14 protein-coding genes are annotated in these 15045 nt (G+C 61.9%); 8 read left to right on the forward strand and 6 right to left on the reverse strand.

Going from position 1 to position 15045, the window contains the following annotated elements; all coding sequences use genetic code 11:
- Positions 1 to 5 precede the first annotated feature (5 nt).
- Genes PZN02_RS09085 through PZN02_RS09095 form a run of 3 tightly spaced genes read right to left on the reverse strand, consistent with a single transcriptional unit; the run spans position 6 to position 3027 of the window.
- Positions 6 to 935 (reverse strand): NAD-dependent epimerase/dehydratase family protein, encoded by a 930-nt coding sequence (locus PZN02_RS09085; RefSeq protein WP_280661235.1) that lies wholly within the window; start codon positions 933 to 935, stop codon positions 6 to 8.
- Entirely contained in the window at positions 932 to 1810 is an 879-nt protein-coding gene (locus PZN02_RS09090) for a glycosyltransferase (protein ID WP_280661236.1), read from the reverse strand. The genes PZN02_RS09085 and PZN02_RS09090 overlap by 4 nt, the downstream gene beginning before the upstream one ends.
- Positions 1807 to 3027, reverse strand: coding sequence for an NAD-dependent epimerase/dehydratase family protein (locus tag PZN02_RS09095; protein WP_280661237.1), 1221 nt, complete (start codon positions 3025 to 3027; stop codon positions 1807 to 1809). Before PZN02_RS09095 ends, PZN02_RS09090 begins: the two co-directional genes overlap by 4 nt.
- A gap of 130 nt (positions 3028 to 3157) precedes the next feature.
- Between PZN02_RS09095 and ybgC the strand changes: the two genes are divergently transcribed.
- Complete coding sequence (gene ybgC / locus PZN02_RS09100) at positions 3158 to 3625, forward strand: tol-pal system-associated acyl-CoA thioesterase (protein ID WP_280661238.1); 468 nt, start codon at positions 3158 to 3160, stop codon at positions 3623 to 3625.
- 30 nt (positions 3626 to 3655) lie between these two features.
- On the opposite strand, the gene ligD is transcribed toward ybgC, so the two are convergent.
- The 3 genes from ligD to PZN02_RS09115 are packed head-to-tail and all read right to left on the reverse strand — an operon-like array spanning position 3656 to position 7424.
- Positions 3656 to 6253, reverse strand: coding sequence for a DNA ligase D (ligD, locus tag PZN02_RS09105; protein ID WP_280661239.1), 2598 nt, complete (start codon positions 6251 to 6253; stop codon positions 3656 to 3658).
- Between the two features lie 9 nt (positions 6254 to 6262).
- The gene (ku, locus tag PZN02_RS09110) at positions 6263 to 7117 is read right to left on the reverse strand and encodes a non-homologous end joining protein Ku (protein ID WP_280661240.1); all 855 of its coding nucleotides are present in this window, start codon (positions 7115 to 7117) and stop codon (positions 6263 to 6265) included.
- Between the two features lie 10 nt (positions 7118 to 7127).
- Entirely contained in the window at positions 7128 to 7424 is a 297-nt protein-coding gene (locus PZN02_RS09115; protein ID WP_280661242.1) for a hypothetical protein, read from the reverse strand.
- Positions 7425 to 7713: 289 nt separating this feature from the next.
- Between PZN02_RS09115 and tolQ the strand changes: the two genes are divergently transcribed.
- From tolQ to tilS, 7 genes are all read left to right on the forward strand, one after another.
- A complete protein-coding gene (tolQ, locus tag PZN02_RS09120; protein WP_280661243.1) occupies positions 7714 to 8433 on the forward strand; it encodes a protein TolQ in 720 nt (239 codons plus the stop codon).
- Between the two features lie 27 nt (positions 8434 to 8460).
- Positions 8461 to 8913, forward strand: coding sequence for a protein TolR (gene tolR, locus PZN02_RS09125; protein WP_173509197.1), 453 nt, complete (start codon positions 8461 to 8463; stop codon positions 8911 to 8913).
- 9 nt (positions 8914 to 8922) lie between these two features.
- Complete coding sequence (locus PZN02_RS09130) at positions 8923 to 9993, forward strand: hypothetical protein (protein ID WP_280661244.1); 1071 nt, start codon at positions 8923 to 8925, stop codon at positions 9991 to 9993.
- A gap of 80 nt (positions 9994 to 10073) precedes the next feature.
- The gene (tolB, locus tag PZN02_RS09135; RefSeq protein ID WP_280661245.1) at positions 10074 to 11384 is read left to right on the forward strand and encodes a Tol-Pal system beta propeller repeat protein TolB; all 1311 of its coding nucleotides are present in this window, start codon (positions 10074 to 10076) and stop codon (positions 11382 to 11384) included.
- Positions 11385 to 11865: 481 nt separating this feature from the next.
- Positions 11866 to 12396, forward strand: a complete 531-nt coding sequence (gene pal, locus PZN02_RS09140) for a peptidoglycan-associated lipoprotein Pal (protein ID WP_280661246.1) — start codon at positions 11866 to 11868, stop codon at positions 12394 to 12396.
- Positions 12397 to 12599: 203 nt separating this feature from the next.
- Positions 12600 to 13625, forward strand: a complete 1026-nt coding sequence (gene ybgF / locus PZN02_RS09145; protein WP_280661247.1) for a tol-pal system protein YbgF — start codon at positions 12600 to 12602, stop codon at positions 13623 to 13625.
- 10 nt (positions 13626 to 13635) lie between these two features.
- Positions 13636 to 15015, forward strand: coding sequence for a tRNA lysidine(34) synthetase TilS (gene tilS / locus PZN02_RS09150; RefSeq protein WP_280661248.1), 1380 nt, complete (start codon positions 13636 to 13638; stop codon positions 15013 to 15015).
- Positions 15016 to 15045: the final 30 nt, after the last annotated feature.

Raw genomic sequence — 15045 nt, forward strand, 5'->3', positions numbered from 1 at the left:
TCGGGTTAAACCCGAGGAGAGGGGGAGTCGCCGGCGTTCGCGGTCCCGTATTCCGCCAATTCGCGGATCGTCGCAGCCAGCCGTTCGGGTCCACCGGGCGTCCAGCCGAGCGCACGCAGCCTATCCGTCGACATTTCCTTGAAAGCGGGCGTCTCCGCCGCAGGCGGCAGCGGATGGGAGCAGCCGGTTGCCTTCTGGAGAATGGAGAGGATTTCACGGTTGTCGGTGAGCACATCCGAGACGTTGAAGACTTTGCCGGAGACCTTGACTGTCTCCGCCTCCAACACAAGTCTCACGGCCGCCGCCACATCGTCGCCGTGAACCTCTGTGCCGGCGCGTGGCGGAACTGCTTTGCCTGCGAGATAGTCGGCGAAAAGACTGCTCCATTTGTGTTTCCGCCCGACACCCGCCGGCCCGTAGACGCCAGTCACGCGCAGGCTGGTCGTGGCGAAGCCGTGGCTGGTCATTGCTTTCAAGGCGTCTTCGCAGGCCAGCTTCACCGTCCCGTAGAGCGTGTCGGGCACCGCGGGCGACGTCTCGTCGTAAACGGGGGCCGGCGTTTTGCCATAGACGGCACGGCTAGACAGAAACACGCAGCGGCGAACCCCGGCGGCGCGTGCCTCGTCGAAGAGGCGGACCGAGCCGTCGAGGTTGACGCGGCGGAAGCCCTCCGGATCCGCGCCTTCGCCACCACGATACTTGCCCTCGACGTGCTCGAAGGCGGCATGGACGAAATAATAGATGTCGTCGAAAGCGGAAATCTGGTCTGCATCCGGATCGAGGCGGAGCGGAACATAGGCTACCGGCTGCGAGAAGAACCCGGTGGCCGGGGGCATGCGACCGGCCACCGTAACCTTGTAAGCGTGAGCGATAAGGTGCTCGACGATGAAACGGCCGACGAAGCCGGTGCCGCCGGAAACAAGGACGCGAGTCATGGGGTTCCGGTGCCGGGTTGCGCCGGATTGTCGAGCGTGTCGAGGTCCGGAATATTCTCTCCAGTCAGATAGGCGTGCCAGAGCTCGATAAGCGGCCGAAGAGCGTCGGCGCGCGGGTGATCCGCCTCCCAGGGCTTCTCATACTGGTAATGCAGCACGCCGATGGAGCGCCAGTCCCAGAGCGTCGGCAGATTGAACCAGACATATTGCAGCATGTTCATCGTCACCGGCAGGCCATGCCAGTCGGGAAAGTAGCTCTGCAGGAATGTCTGGTCGGTGCGCGGCCAAAAGGCCCCCGGCGCGTCCAGAACCGCGAGCATCTTGTCGAATGTCTCGATCGACGGTTCAGCGACGAAGACGCCGGAATTCAGCCGGTGAAAATCGCCGAGGCTCTCGTAGACGTTGGGCGCGGCGGAAAATTCCGGGTAGCGGAAGAGCTTGTCGATGTTGCGGAGCACGATCGCATCGGCGTCGATAAAGACACAGCGCTCGTATTCGACGAGTTGCCAGAGCCGGAGCTTGCAGAAATTGTCGAGCGGCGAATGGAATTCGGGTTTCCGGCCCTTGGTGAAGGGCGCCTTCTCGTGGACGTTGCGGCGCGCATGGCGGGTGTTGAAGTCGTCCGAGAGGGGCAGGAGCTCCGTTTCGACGAGGCGGCAATCGAATTCCGTGAGCGGCTCGAGCGCGGCGGCGTCCACCCCGCCGGTGTAGAGGACGACGATATCCGCCGGCGTCCGGGTCAGCCGGATCGACCGCAAAAGTGCGCGTGCACCGAGCGCATAGTCGGCATGGGTGACGAGCGTCACGAAGGCCTGGCGGGCGGCAGGAGGCGAGGAGGGACTTGGCCCCCCCGGCTGAGGCGTTGCAGGAGTCATGAAACGGATTTCAGCCGCTTGCCTTCCGGATCGTGATTGATCAACGGGGCAATGTCCTTCGTCCAGGCGGAGACTGCCGGGACACGCGAACGATCGACGCGGTAGGCGAATTTCTTTGCCACATCGACGATTTCCGAAAGCAACCCGTCCTGAAGGCGGATCGGATCGAGGCCAAGCGCCAGGAATTTCTCGTTGTGCACGACAAGCTCGTTCTCGGCGGCCTCTTTGCGCGGATTGGGAAGCCAGGCGATCCTGGAGCCAGTCATCGCGGCGATCATTTCGGCGAGATCACGGACGCGATGCGTCTCGGTCATCTGGTTGAAAATCTCGACACGGCTGCCGCGCGCCGGCGGATTGTTGAGCGCGAGTTCAATGCAGCGGACCGAATCCTGGATGTGGATGAAGGCGCGGGTCTGGCCGCCGGTGCCGTGAACCGTCAGCGGGTAGCCGATCGCCGCCTGTATCAGAAAGCGGTTGAGCACCGTGCCGTAATCGCCGTCGTAGTCGAAGCGGTTGATGAGCTGCTGGTGCCGACGCGTCTGTTCGGTGTGCGTGCCCCAGACAATGCCCTGGTGCAGGTCGGTGATCCGGAGACCGTCGTTCTTGGCGTAGAACTGGAAGAGAAGCTGATCGAGACACTTGGTCATGTGATAGATCGAGCCGGGATTGGACGGATAAAGAATCTCCTGGCTCACGGTCTCGCCATCCGTTGTCTCGATCCCGACCGGCAGATAGCCCTCGGGGATCGCCGCGCCGACGGTCGAATAACCATAGACGCCCATTGTCCCGAGATGAACGAGATGGGCGTCGAGGTCGAGCTCGACCATCGCGTTCAACAGGTTGTGCGTGGCATTGACGTTGTTGTTGACCGTGTAGTTCTTGTGCCGGTCGCTCTTCATCGAATAGGGCGCCGCGCGCTGTTCGGCGAAATGGACGATCGCGTCCGGGCGATGCTCGGCGAGCCAGTTCTTGAGAAGTTCGTAGTCGCGGGCGAGGTCCATCAGCTTGAAGTGGATGCGCCGGCCGGTCTCGGCATGCCATATCCGGGTGCGCTCCTGGATCGAGTCCATCGGGGTCAGCGACTGGACGCCCAGCTCCGTATCGATCCAGCGGCGGGAAAGGTTGTCGAGAATGTGGATGTCGTGGCCCGCATCGGATAGGTGCAGCGCGGTCGGCCAGCCGACGAAACCATCACCGCCGAGGATTGCAATCTTCATGCACGGTTCTCCTGATCGCGAAGAAGGACATGGTGAGGTGATAGGATAGGATTGTGACAAAGCTGCAATGCTTGCAAATGGCTTTTTGTTCCTGCACAGAAAAAGAAAAATCCTCCCGGAGAATGAGACTATGTCACTAATTTCGCTCGCGGGCGAACTGACCGAAAACGGCCATCGACTCGTGCAGCGAGTCTATTACGAGGACACCGATTTTTCCGGCGTTGTCTATCACGCGCGCTACCTGCATTTCATGGAGCGGGCCAGAACCGACTATCTGCGGTTGCTCGGCGTCGAACAGGCATCGCTTGCCATCGAAGGCGATACGGAAGGCCTCGTCTTCGTCGTTCACCGCATGGAGATCGACTTCAAGTTGCCGGCGCGCATGGACGACATCCTCACGATCGAGACGACGACCGAGAGGGCCGGTGGCGCCAAAATGGTGCTGCAGCAGGAGATCCGTCGCGATGGCGTGTTGCTGATCGCCGCCAAGGTCATCATCGCCGTCATCAACGGGCAGGGCCGACCACGCCGGTTGCCCGAAGCGCTGGCGATAAAGTTCCTGGCGGCGGGACACAAGACCCCGACCCGGGTTGAGTAGCCCCGGCCAGACGATCAGAATAATCGCAAATCAGTCGGCGACCGAGCTCAGTATCTTTTTCGTCAGCGTCTGCCTGGTCTCACCGGCGTCGCGCCAAGGGTCTGTTCCGGCTTCGATCCGCGCGAGAACATCGGCGATGCGGAAGCTGTTGGCGGCCTCAAGCTCGGCGAGCTCGTCCCAGTCGACCGGTGTCGCAATGGGCCCGCCCTCGCGGGCGCGGGTGGAGTAGGGGCAAATGGCCGTGGCGCCCCGCTCGTTTCTGAGCCAGTCGATGAAGATCCGGCCCTTGCGCTTGGCCTTGGACATGGTGGCGATGAAACGATCCGGATCCCGATCCGCGAAACGCTGCGCCATTTTCTTGGCGAAACCCTTAGCCTCGTCCCAAGACGCGCGTCGAACCAGCGGCACGATGACATGGACGCCCTTGCCGCCGGTCACCATGGGAACGGATGTCAGGCCGGCATCTGATAGTTCGTCGCGCAGCGCTACCGCCGCGCGCTTCACCGTGGCGAAGTCGACGCTTGGATCGGGATCGAGATCGAAGACCAGACGGTCGGGCGTTTCCAGCTTGTCGATCGTGGCGCCCCAGATGTGAAATTCCAGCGTCCCCATCTGCACCGAGGCAACGAGGCCTTTGGCGTCGCGAACGTACATATATTTCTCGGTTTCGCCCGAGACCTCCTTGATCGCGACTTCGCGAATCTCCTGCGGAAAGCCGTCGCTGGCATGCCTCTGGTAGAAACACTGCCGCTGTCCGCCTTGCGGGCAACGCACCAGCGAAACAGGATGGTCGGCCGCGAAAGGCAGCATTCTGTCCGCAACGACGGCGTAATAGCGGGCAAGGTCGATCTTGGTGACGCCCTGGCCGGCAAAGAGAACGCGGTCCGGATGCGAGATGCGAATCCCGAGGACATCGGCATCGCCCTTGGCGGGCGCCACTGTGCGGGGCCTGGTCGCGCGTTTGCCCTTCCCGGTCTCCGCTGCGGCGTCCGTCGGCTTCGGTGTTTCCAGTTTCACGGCCTTGGCCTCCTTGTCCTCGCGCAATCCCTCGAATGAGCCATGGCGGACATATCCGTCATGGGTAAGCTCGGTGAAATCCACCTCTGCCACAAGATCGGGCGTCAGCCAGACGGCATCCCGCTCCCTTTCCCTTGGCACGCTGTCGAACGGAGACGTCTTGCGCTTGCGCTTTGCGAAGGCGGCCGCGAGCTCTTCCAGGGTCTTTTGCGCGAAGCCGGTGCCGACACCGCCCCGGTAAACCAGCTTATCACCCTCGAATGTGCCGAGAAGGATTGACGCGAAGGCGCGCCCTTTTTTCGTCGACGGGCTATAGCCGCCGATGACGAACTCCTGGCGTTTTGTGCATTTGACCTTCAGCCAGCTTCGCGTGCGTCCGCTGCGATAGGGAGCATTCGCCTCCTTCGCGATAATACCTTCCTGTCCGGCCTTGCATATGGCGGCCAGCACATGTTTGCCGTTGCCTTCAACGTGCTCGCTGTACTGAACGGTCGAGGTGGTGTCGAGCGTGTCGAGCAAAGCCTTCAGCCGCTCCTTTCGCTCGACAAGCGGCTTGCGGCTCAGGTCCTTGCCGTCGAGTTCGACGAGATCGAAGGCGTAGAGCCGTGTGGTGGCGCCGGTCCTCAGTGCCTTCTGCAGGGCCGAAAAAGTCGAGCCTTCCTCCGACAGCGCCACCACCTCACCATCGATCAGCGCGGACTTGCAATCGAGCTCGGCAAGAGCGGAGGCAATAGCCGGAAACTTCTCGGTCCAATCGAGACCGTTGCGCGTGTAGCAACGGACGGTGCCGCCGCCGATAGCGACCATCAAGCGGTAGCCGTCGAACTTGGCTTCGTTCAACCATTCGTCTCCGGCGGGTGCCTTGCTAACCAGGGTCGCAAGCTGCGGTGCCTTGAAGGCGGGCAGCTTTCCGGTGGATTTTCGCGTTGAGCGCTTGCGTCGATCTTTGTTCTCGGCAACTGCGCCGGCGTTGAGATTGGCCGCCGTGCTCTTGTTCGAATGCCAGACGCGTGCCCGTTTTTCGCCCTTGCCCTCAGCAATTTCATCCATGGTGCGGCCGGTGCGGACACTCGTCAGGTTCTTTTCGACGAGGCTCTCACCGTCCTCTGAGGCGGCTTTGTCGTTTTCCTTGATCAGCAGCCAGCTTTCACGCTTCCCATCGTCTCGCGGCCGCATGCGCACAAGCGCCCAGCCGCCGCTCATCCGCTTACCGTGCAATTGAAACGAGAGCTTGCCCTTCTTCAGGCCTTCGGATGGGTCGCCTTCGGGCTCCCACCAGCCGGTGTCCCAGAGCATCACCGTGCCGCCGCCGTACTCTTCTTCCGGTATCGTGCCTTCGAAGTCGCCATAGGCTAAGGGATGGTCTTCGGTGCGCACTGCAAGGCGCTTGTCTTCCGGATCGAGACTCGGGCCGCGTGTTACGGCCCAGCTTTTCAGCACTCCCTCCCATTCGAGCCGGAAGTCGTAGTGCAGGCGGGTGGCATCGTGTTTCTGAACCAGAAAGCGTTTCCTGCCAGCGTGTGCCCGGGCGACAGTTCCTTTGGGCTCGCTTGTCCTCCTAAAGTCGCGGCGCCGGTTGTATTCGGAAAGGGGTTCATTGCGAGCAGCCATGGATCGTCCTCATGCCGATTTCCGCCGGCCACGGCGCGAGGCGGATTGCGCCTTTGGCTGCGATTTCTTGCCCTCGCCGCTTTCGAGGCTTTTCTTCAGCGCCGCCATCAGGTCGACGACATTGTCCCCGCGCCGCTCTGGGCGCTCGCCCTCCTCGACGGTGACGCGCGTCGACTTGCCTTTCATCTTGCGCTTGACGAGTTCCTTCAGGGCCGCCGTATAGTTGTCTTTGAAGGCGTTGGCGTCGAAGGGCGCGGTTTTCTTTTCGATAAGGGCGCTGGCGACCTCGAGCAGCTCCTTTTCCGCTTTCTTGCCCGAGATGTCGGAGAACATCGGGTCGGCCTTCCTGAGTTCGTCCGCATAGCGCAGCGTCTCCAGGAGCAGGCCGTCGCCGCAGGGTTTGACCGCCGCCAGGTATTCGCGGCCTCTCAGTGTCAGTTGGCCGAGCCCTATCCTTTCTGATTGCCGGAGCGCATCGCGCACGACCCGGTAGGCGTCCTCCGCGAGCTCATCTGCCGGGACGAGATAGTACGGCCTGTCGAAATAGAGGGGCGAGATATCGGCCACGCCGACGAATTGCACCAGTTCCAGGGTCTTCTTTGTCTCGAGCTTTATGGAATCCACTTCCTTCGGTTCGAGGAGAACGTATTTGTCGTCCTCGTATTCGTAGCCTTTGACGATGTCGTCGACGTCGACCGGCCCGACGCCTTCCACCACCTTCTGGTAGTGGATCGGCTTGCCCGAAGGCTTGTGGATCTGGCGGAAGGAGACGCTGGCGCCCGGGCGGGTCGCACTGAACAATTCGACCGGGATCGAAACCAGCGAGAGACGAAGTTGACCTTTCCAAAGCGCGCGAGCCGGCATGGTTCCTCCTTCACCGGCCGAGCCTGCGGCGGGGCTCCGGCTTCCGGTCGTTGCGAGGAGGGTCACGGGCAAGCACGCGCTCGATGGCAGCGATATGCTCGCCGGTGACGGCAGGGACGGGATCAGCGAGCAGCGCCTGAAGCACCTCCTTCGAAAGCACACCGTTTGCGATCGCCTCCTCGAAGGCGCAACGAGTCTCCCGCTCGGCCTTCAATTGCGCGTAAAGCGCGAGGATCAACCGGTCGCGCGGGTCGAGCCGCGGTGGCGCTGATTTCTCATCGGCTTTTCCGGACACATGGAGGGTCATGCGAGGGAAACGTGCTATGGCGCGGTGAAGTTCCAGAGCGTCCGCCACAGGAATGTCTGCCCGGTAACACTCCCTTAACCATAGTGGTGTCTTAATCCGTGCATTAGGATTTGTGCAGTGCACGTCATCCTTTGACCAAAATTGACGGCAAGAAGGCAACCTGAAGCATTAGATCGCAATGCCGCGATCAGCGGCGATGCCGGGGCATTTTTGCAACAGGACGTTTGGGCGACCCGGTCATGAGCATGAACCGCTCTTGCCGGGTATTTGGATTCGGGGACTGGAAACGATGGAACAGGTTGGATTGGCCGCGACGAGCGATGTGACCCTCTGGTCGCTGTTCATGGAAGCGGGCTTTGTCGTGAAGCTGGTCATGCTGGGGTTGATCGCAGCCTCGGTCTGGACCTGGGGTATCGTCGTCGACAAGACGTTGAACTTCGGCCGTGTCCGCCGCCAGCTCGACAATTTCGAGCAGGTTTTCTGGTCCGGTCAATCGCTCGAGGAGCTTTATCGCACGCTCTCCGACCGGCAGACGGCCGGCATGGGCGCGATCTTCGTCTCCGCCATGCGCGAATGGAAGAAGAGCTTCGAGCGCGGCGCCCGCTCGCCGATCGGCCTGCAGATGCGTATCGACCGTGCCATGGACGTGACGCTCGCTCGCGAGTCCGAAACGCTCGAGGCAAGGCTCGGCTCGCTCGCGACCATCGGCTCGGCCGCCCCCTTCATCGGTCTCTTCGGCACCGTTGTCGGCATCATGACCTCGTTCCAGGCAATCGCCGGCTCGAAATCGACCAACCTTGCCGTCGTCGCGCCCGGTATCGCCGAGGCGCTTCTTGCGACCGCCATCGGCCTGCTTGCTGCTATCCCCGCCGTTATCGCCTACAACAAGTTTTCCGCCGACGCCGGCAAGCTGACTGCACGCATGGAAGCCTTTGCCGATGAATTCTCCGCCATCTTGTCGCGGCAGATCGACGAGAAGCTGCAGTCCCCGCGCCAGGCTGCGCAATAACGACGCTCGAGCACGGAGACCACGCTGATGGGTATGGCAGTTGGCGGAGCCAAGGGTTCGGGCGGCGGGCGTCGTCGGCGCAACGGCAAGAAGGCAATCATGAGCGAAATCAACGTCACGCCCTTCGTGGACGTGATGCTGGTGCTGCTCATCATCTTCATGGTGGCGGCACCGATGATGACGGTCGGCGTGCCGATCGATCTGCCGGAGACGCAGGCCAAGGCGCTCAACTCCGACACCCAGCCGATTACCGTTTCGGTCAATCCGGCCGGGGAAATCTTCCTGCAGGAAACGCCGATCGCCATCGACGAGGTCGTTCCGAAACTCGAGGCAATTGCCACCACCGGCTACAACGAGCGCATCTATGTGCGCGGCGATACCAATGCCGACTACGGCACGGTGATGAAGGTCATGGCGCGGATATCGGCGGCCGGCTTCAAGAATCTCGGCCTTGTCACGCTGCAAGAACAGGAAAAGTGATCCTCGCTCATGAAGGGCAGTCTCGCAACATCTGCTGTCCTCCACGCCCTGGTGCTGACCTGGGCGCTGGTTTCGCTCGGTAGCCCGGCCGACTTCGAGGTCGCGGATGTCGAGGCGCTGCCGGTCGATATCGTACCGATCGAATCGATCACGCAGATCCAGCAAGGTGACAAGAAGGCTCCAGCGAAGGAGAAGGCGTCCCCGGTTCCGACCAAAAAGCCGACGCCGGTCGAGAACGCCGAGAATATCGGCGACAACGACGTGGATCTGAAAACGCCGCCCACGCCCAACACGAAGCCGGTCCAGAATGAATCGGCCGCCGCTCCGGAGAAGACCGAGAAGGCGCTGCCGACACCGGATCCGGTTAAGGATGAGATACAGAAGGTCGAGGAGCCCGAGCCGGCGTCCGAGCCCGCGACGGAAGTTGCCGCACTGCCCGAGCCGAAGCAGGAAGTGAAGCCCGAGACCAAGCCGGAACCGGCGCCGGCGGAGGAACAGCCGGCCGAGAATCCGGAGGCCGAGGCGCTGCCCGACAAGGTGCCGACGCCGATGGCTAAGCCCAAGGTCGAAAAGCCGGCGCAGACCGCCAAGACGCCGGAGCGCAAGAAGGAAGAGACCAAGAAAGAGCAGAAGAAGGCATCCTCCGCCAAGGAGAGCGACTTCAACGCCGACGAAATCGCGGCGCTGCTCAACAAGCAGGAATCGTCCGGCGGCGGCGCGAAGCGCTCGACCGAAGAAGCAGCGCTCGGCGGCAAGAAGACGACCAGCGGCAACACGCTTTCGCAGAGCGAGATGGATGCGCTTCGCGGCCAGATCCAGAACAATTGGTCGATCATCCCCGGAATGGCCGATGCCACGGACGTCCGCATCAAGGTGACGATGCGGCTCGACCCGAACGGCGAACTGGTCGGGGAACCGGAAGTCGAAGCGACGGGTGGCTCCGATGCCGCGCGGCGGGCGCTCGCCGGTGGAGCGCGACGCGCCATCCTGAAATCCGCGCCCTTCAAGGGATTGCCGGCCGACAAATATGATTCCTGGAGCGAGGTGGTCGTCAACTTCGACCCAAGCTCGATGCTCTAAACAGGTTGGGGCGGGATGCGGCGGAAAATCGCGCGCACCGTTCCTCACCGGTACAGAAAAATGAAAGGCTGAAAGGCTTTATGGAAATGCTGAGACGCAATTTTTTCCGCCTTCTGATGGTGATGTTCGCAGGCTGTGGGCTCATTGCTTCGCCGGCAAGCGCACTCGTCGAGATCAACATCAACAAGGGCAACGTCGAGCCGCTGCCGATTGCAGTGACCGACTTCCTGCAAGGCGAACTCGCTCAGAAGATCTCCGACGTCGTTGCTGCCGATCTCAAGCGCTCCGGCCTTTTCGCACCGATCGACAAGGGCGCCTTCATCGAGAAGATTTCCAACCCGGACGCTGCCCCGCGATTTGAGGACTGGAAGGTCATCAATGCCCAGGCGCTCGTCACGGGACGCGTCACCCAGGAAGGCGACGGCCGGCTGAAGGCGGAGTTCCGTCTGTGGGATACCTTTGCCGGTCAGCAGATGCTGGGACAGCAATTCTACACCCAGCCGGAAAACTGGCGTCGCGTCGCCCATATCATCGCCGATGCGATCTATGAGAGGATCACCGGCGAAAAGGGCTACTTCGACACCCGCATCGTCTATGTCGCCGAAAGCGGCCCGAAGACCGCGCGCAAACGCCAGCTCGCGATCATGGATCAGGACGGCGCCAATGCCCGCGCGCTCACCAATTCAAACGACATCGTGCTGACGCCGCGGTTCTCACCGAACCGTCAGGAAATCACCTACATGTCGTTCGAGAACCAGCAGCCGCGCGTCTACCTGCTGCAGCTCGAAACCGGGCAGCGCGAGGTGGTCGGCAACTTCCCGGGCATGACCTTCGCACCACGTTTCTCGCCGGATGGCCAGCGGGTGATCATGAGCCTGCAGCAGGAAGGCAACGCCAATATCTACACGATGGACTTGCGCTCGCGCACCACGACGCGGCTGACAAACACCAATGCGATCGACACGTCGCCCTCCTATTCGCCGGACGGCAGCCGGATCGTTTTCGAAAGCGACCGCGGCGGCAAGCAACAGCTCTATGTCATGGGCGCCGACGGCTCGGGCCAGACGCGCATTTCCTTCGGTGACGGTTCCTATTCGACGCCGGTCTGGTCTCCGCGCGGCGATCTCATCGCCTTCACCAAGCAGTCGGGTGGCAAGTTCTCGATCGGGGTCATGAAGCCGGACGGCTCGGGCGAGCGCATCCTCACCACCGGCTTCCACAACGAAGGCCCGACCTGGGCGCCGAACGGCCGCGTGTTGATGTTCTTCCGCCAGAACGCCGGTGCCGGCGGGCCGCAGCTCTATTCGATCGACCTCACGGGTTACAACGAGCAACCGGTCCAGACACAAGGCTTTGCATCCGACCCGGCCTGGTCTCCTCTGATGGAATAGAGCGGACGAGGAGAAGTGTGAGCGGCTCTCCGCCCGCATCCCGCGTCTCTACTTGCTGAAGCGCGCCGCGACCGATTCATGCGGCGCGCTTCATGTATTTGTTTTTGTACGTATCGCAGCCCACTGCATGTTCCCTTAAATCGTAGGCGATTTAAGGATAAAAACATGCAGCAATTCAAAGTGCTACAGCGTCCTTTGCGCGTCTGATCAGACGCGCGGCGCTGTAGGACCGCTGCGCATCTCCGGATAGCGTGACCAGAGCCGATCACATTTGCGATCGATCCAAGATCATCGTGATCGGGTGTCCACAGAAGCGACGGTAAATGTGGCCGATGTGCCGCTTTCTCGCCGCAAAGTGCTGGTCTAGCAGGCGCCCAACGCAAATTATCGATTTGTTAACCATATCAGTTGAAAAGCAATTAACCGCTTCCGGTTACAGTCTGGCAACCGTGAATCAGACACTTCCAAGGAGACCCGGCCCATGAGCCGAATTGACACCCCGGCCGCGAGCCGCATGCAGTCCATCGCCCGCAATCCTGTCATGATCGCTCTCGTCATGACGCTCGCTCTTGCCGGCTGCGCTTCCAAAAAGAACCTGCCGAATGATGCCGCCGGCCTCGGCCTTGGCGCAGGTGCTGCAACGCCGGGCTCGCAGCAGGACTTCACCGTCAACGTCGGCGACCGCATCTTCTTCGACACGGATTCCAGCTCCATCCGCGCCGACGCCCAGGCGACACTCGACCGTCAGGCCCAGTGGCTGGCGAAGTACCCGAACTACGCGATCACCGTCGAAGGCCACGCCGACGAGCGCGGCACCCGCGAGTACAACCTGGCGCTCGGCGCCCGCCGTGCCGCTGCGACCCGCGACTATCTCGCCAGCCGCGGCGTTCCCGCAAACCGTATGCGCACGATTTCGTACGGCAAGGAAAAGCCGGTTGCTGTCTGCGACGACATTTCCTGCTGGTCGCAGAACCGCCGCGCCGTTACCGTTCTCGGCGGCGCTAGCATGTAATCGTACGGCCACTGAAGTGAGTTTGAAGGGGCGGCCGTGGGCCGCCTTTTCTTTTTTACCACACTTTAGCCGAACTCCGTTGCTTTTTCACAGCGATTGGAAAACTGTGCGGCACTCACCTTTAGAATCGGCGACAGTATCGAGTATCGCGGACCGTGATCACAGGGGTGGGGAGTATTCGGTATTCGAACAGGACAAACGAAATGAAGAAATTTGTCGTGGCAGGACTGATTGGTCTTGTGGCCCTCTCGGGTCTCGGGCCAGCGGCGAATGCCATGCCACTTTCCGGGCTCTTCGCCCGCTCGACCCATACCGACGCCGCCAGCAAACAGGACTTGCCGGTGGTGAAGGTGCAGTCGGCCGACCCCGGACGGGTCGGTCAACTCGAGGAACAGATCCGCTCGCTCAATGGGCGTATCGAAGAAATGAGCTTCCAGCTCTTGCAGATGCAGGAACAGATCCGGAAGTTCCAGGAGGACAATGAGTTCCGCTTCCAGGATCTCGAAAACGGCAAGTCCTCTTCGAAGAAGAGCGGCGCACTCGAAACGCCGAAATCCAGTGATCAGGCGTCCGTCACCCCTGGGGTGACGGATAGCCAGACCTCGGTGGCACCTCCTGTCAGCGGCAACGACATGGCGGCTAATCCCGGCTCGACGGGTGCTGCGCCGCCGACGACGTTGGGGCAGATCATTTTCGACGAGAGCGGCAATCCGATATCGGCGACCACTGACGCCCAGCCCGGCGTCAACGCCACGCTCCCCGGCGTCGACACCGGGATGGCGAATTCCGCCGGCGATGCGGGTATCAACGCCAATCCGGGCACCGAGCAGCAAACCGCTTCTCTCGACAATCCCGGCGATCTCTACCAGTCGGCGTACGGGCACGTGCTTTCCGGCGATTACGCCATGGCGGAACAGGAGTTCCGTGACTATCTCGACGTCTTTCCCAGTGGCGACAAGGCGGCCGACGCCAGTTTCTGGATGGGTGAAGCCCAATATTCGCAGGGCAAGTACAGCGACGCAGCGAAGACCTTCCTGAACGCGCATCAGGCGCACGGCAAATCGCCCAAGGCGCCAGAGATGCTGCTGAAGCTCGGCATGTCGCTCGGCGCTCTCGACAACAAGGAAACCGCCTGCGCCACGCTGCGCGAGGTGAACAAGCGCTACCCCAAGGCTTCGCCCGCCGTGAAGGCAAAGGTTTCGAGCGAGCAGAGCCGCTTTGGCTGCTGAGGCGCGCCGCGTGCCCGAAACCGTCATTGCCGCGGCCAGACAATTCCTGCGTTCCTTCGCCAAACCTTGCCGGATTCTCGCGGCCGTCTCCGGAGGCAGCGACTCCAAGGGCCTTCTTGTCGCCCTGCATTCCGCGATCGGCAACGGAGATCGCGAAGGATTCTCGCTCGCCGCTTGCACGATCGATCATGGTTTGAGACCGGAATCCGCAGAGGAAGCAGCAGCCGTGGCGGCGTTCTGTGCCGAGCTCGGCATTCCCCACCTTGTCCGCCGCTGGCAAGGCGACAAGCCGCAAACCGGCATCCAGGCGGCAGCGCGCCAGAAACGCTATGAACTGCTCGCGGATGCTGCCGCCGCGCTCGACGCCGATTGCATTGCCACCGGACATACGCGAGATGATCAGCTTGAGACGATCGCGATGCGCCGTGCACGCGGCGAGGGGTATGGACCGGGCGGCGCCGGCATGGCGAGCACCATGCTTTATGGGCGCCGGATCTGGGTGTTGCGACCATTCCTTGGCCTGAGCCGTGCCGACATACGGGGATTCCTGACCGCGCGGGGTGTCGAATGGTTCGATGATCCGAGCAACGCCAACCCCCGGTTCGAGCGCGTTCGTGTGCGCTCCGAGCTCAAAGGCTCGCAAGAGGCGCCCATAGCCCCGTGGAGCGCTGCGCAAAGGGCCGCGTCGTCGGCGCGGGCAGCCGCCTTGATCGAGAGCCATGTTCGCGTCCACGAGACGATAGTGGCTGAGGTTGAGTTGGCACAGGCGGGGAACATGAACGATGCCGATTGGCGCCGCGCGCTTCTGTCCGTTGCCGCAGTCCTCGGCGGCCGCAATCATTTGCCGGGGCATGCGACGATCGAGCGCATATCCGGCTTTCTGCAAAAGGGCATGCCGGGACGGATGACGGCGGGAGGGGTCGTCTACGACAGGCGCCCGAACGGTCTCTATCTCTACCGTGAGGCGCGCAGCCTGTCCGCTTGCGTTATCGATCCCGGCGCGACGAGCGTGTGGGACGGGCGTTTCAACGTAACGAACGGCGAACGCCACCCGGTGGTAGTAACTGCTCCGCAGCAGGATAGCCAATGGAATCAGAGGCTTATTGACGCCGGCCTGCCGCCCGGCGTCGCCAAACGGGCCGCTCGGGCCGCGCCGCAGATCGCTCCGGCGCAAGCCGAAATCGCCGGCTCGATCCGGGCGAAAGTCGAATGCCGCATCGCCCTTTACGACACCTTTTTGCCCGGTTTTGACCGGACTATGGCGGATGCGGTCGCGTTGCTGTTCGGGCGTGAACGTTACCCCGCTCCGCCGGTACACGATCTTTTTGACAGAAATGGAGAGGGACCTGGCGGTTTGCCTTGGCAACGCGACGCCAGAACCTTATGTTAAGGAACAAGACTGTAGCTCGGCAAAAATGTA

The sequence above is a fragment of the Sinorhizobium garamanticum genome, assembly GCF_029892065.1.
Lineage (GTDB): Bacteria > Pseudomonadota > Alphaproteobacteria > Rhizobiales > Rhizobiaceae > Sinorhizobium > Sinorhizobium garamanticum.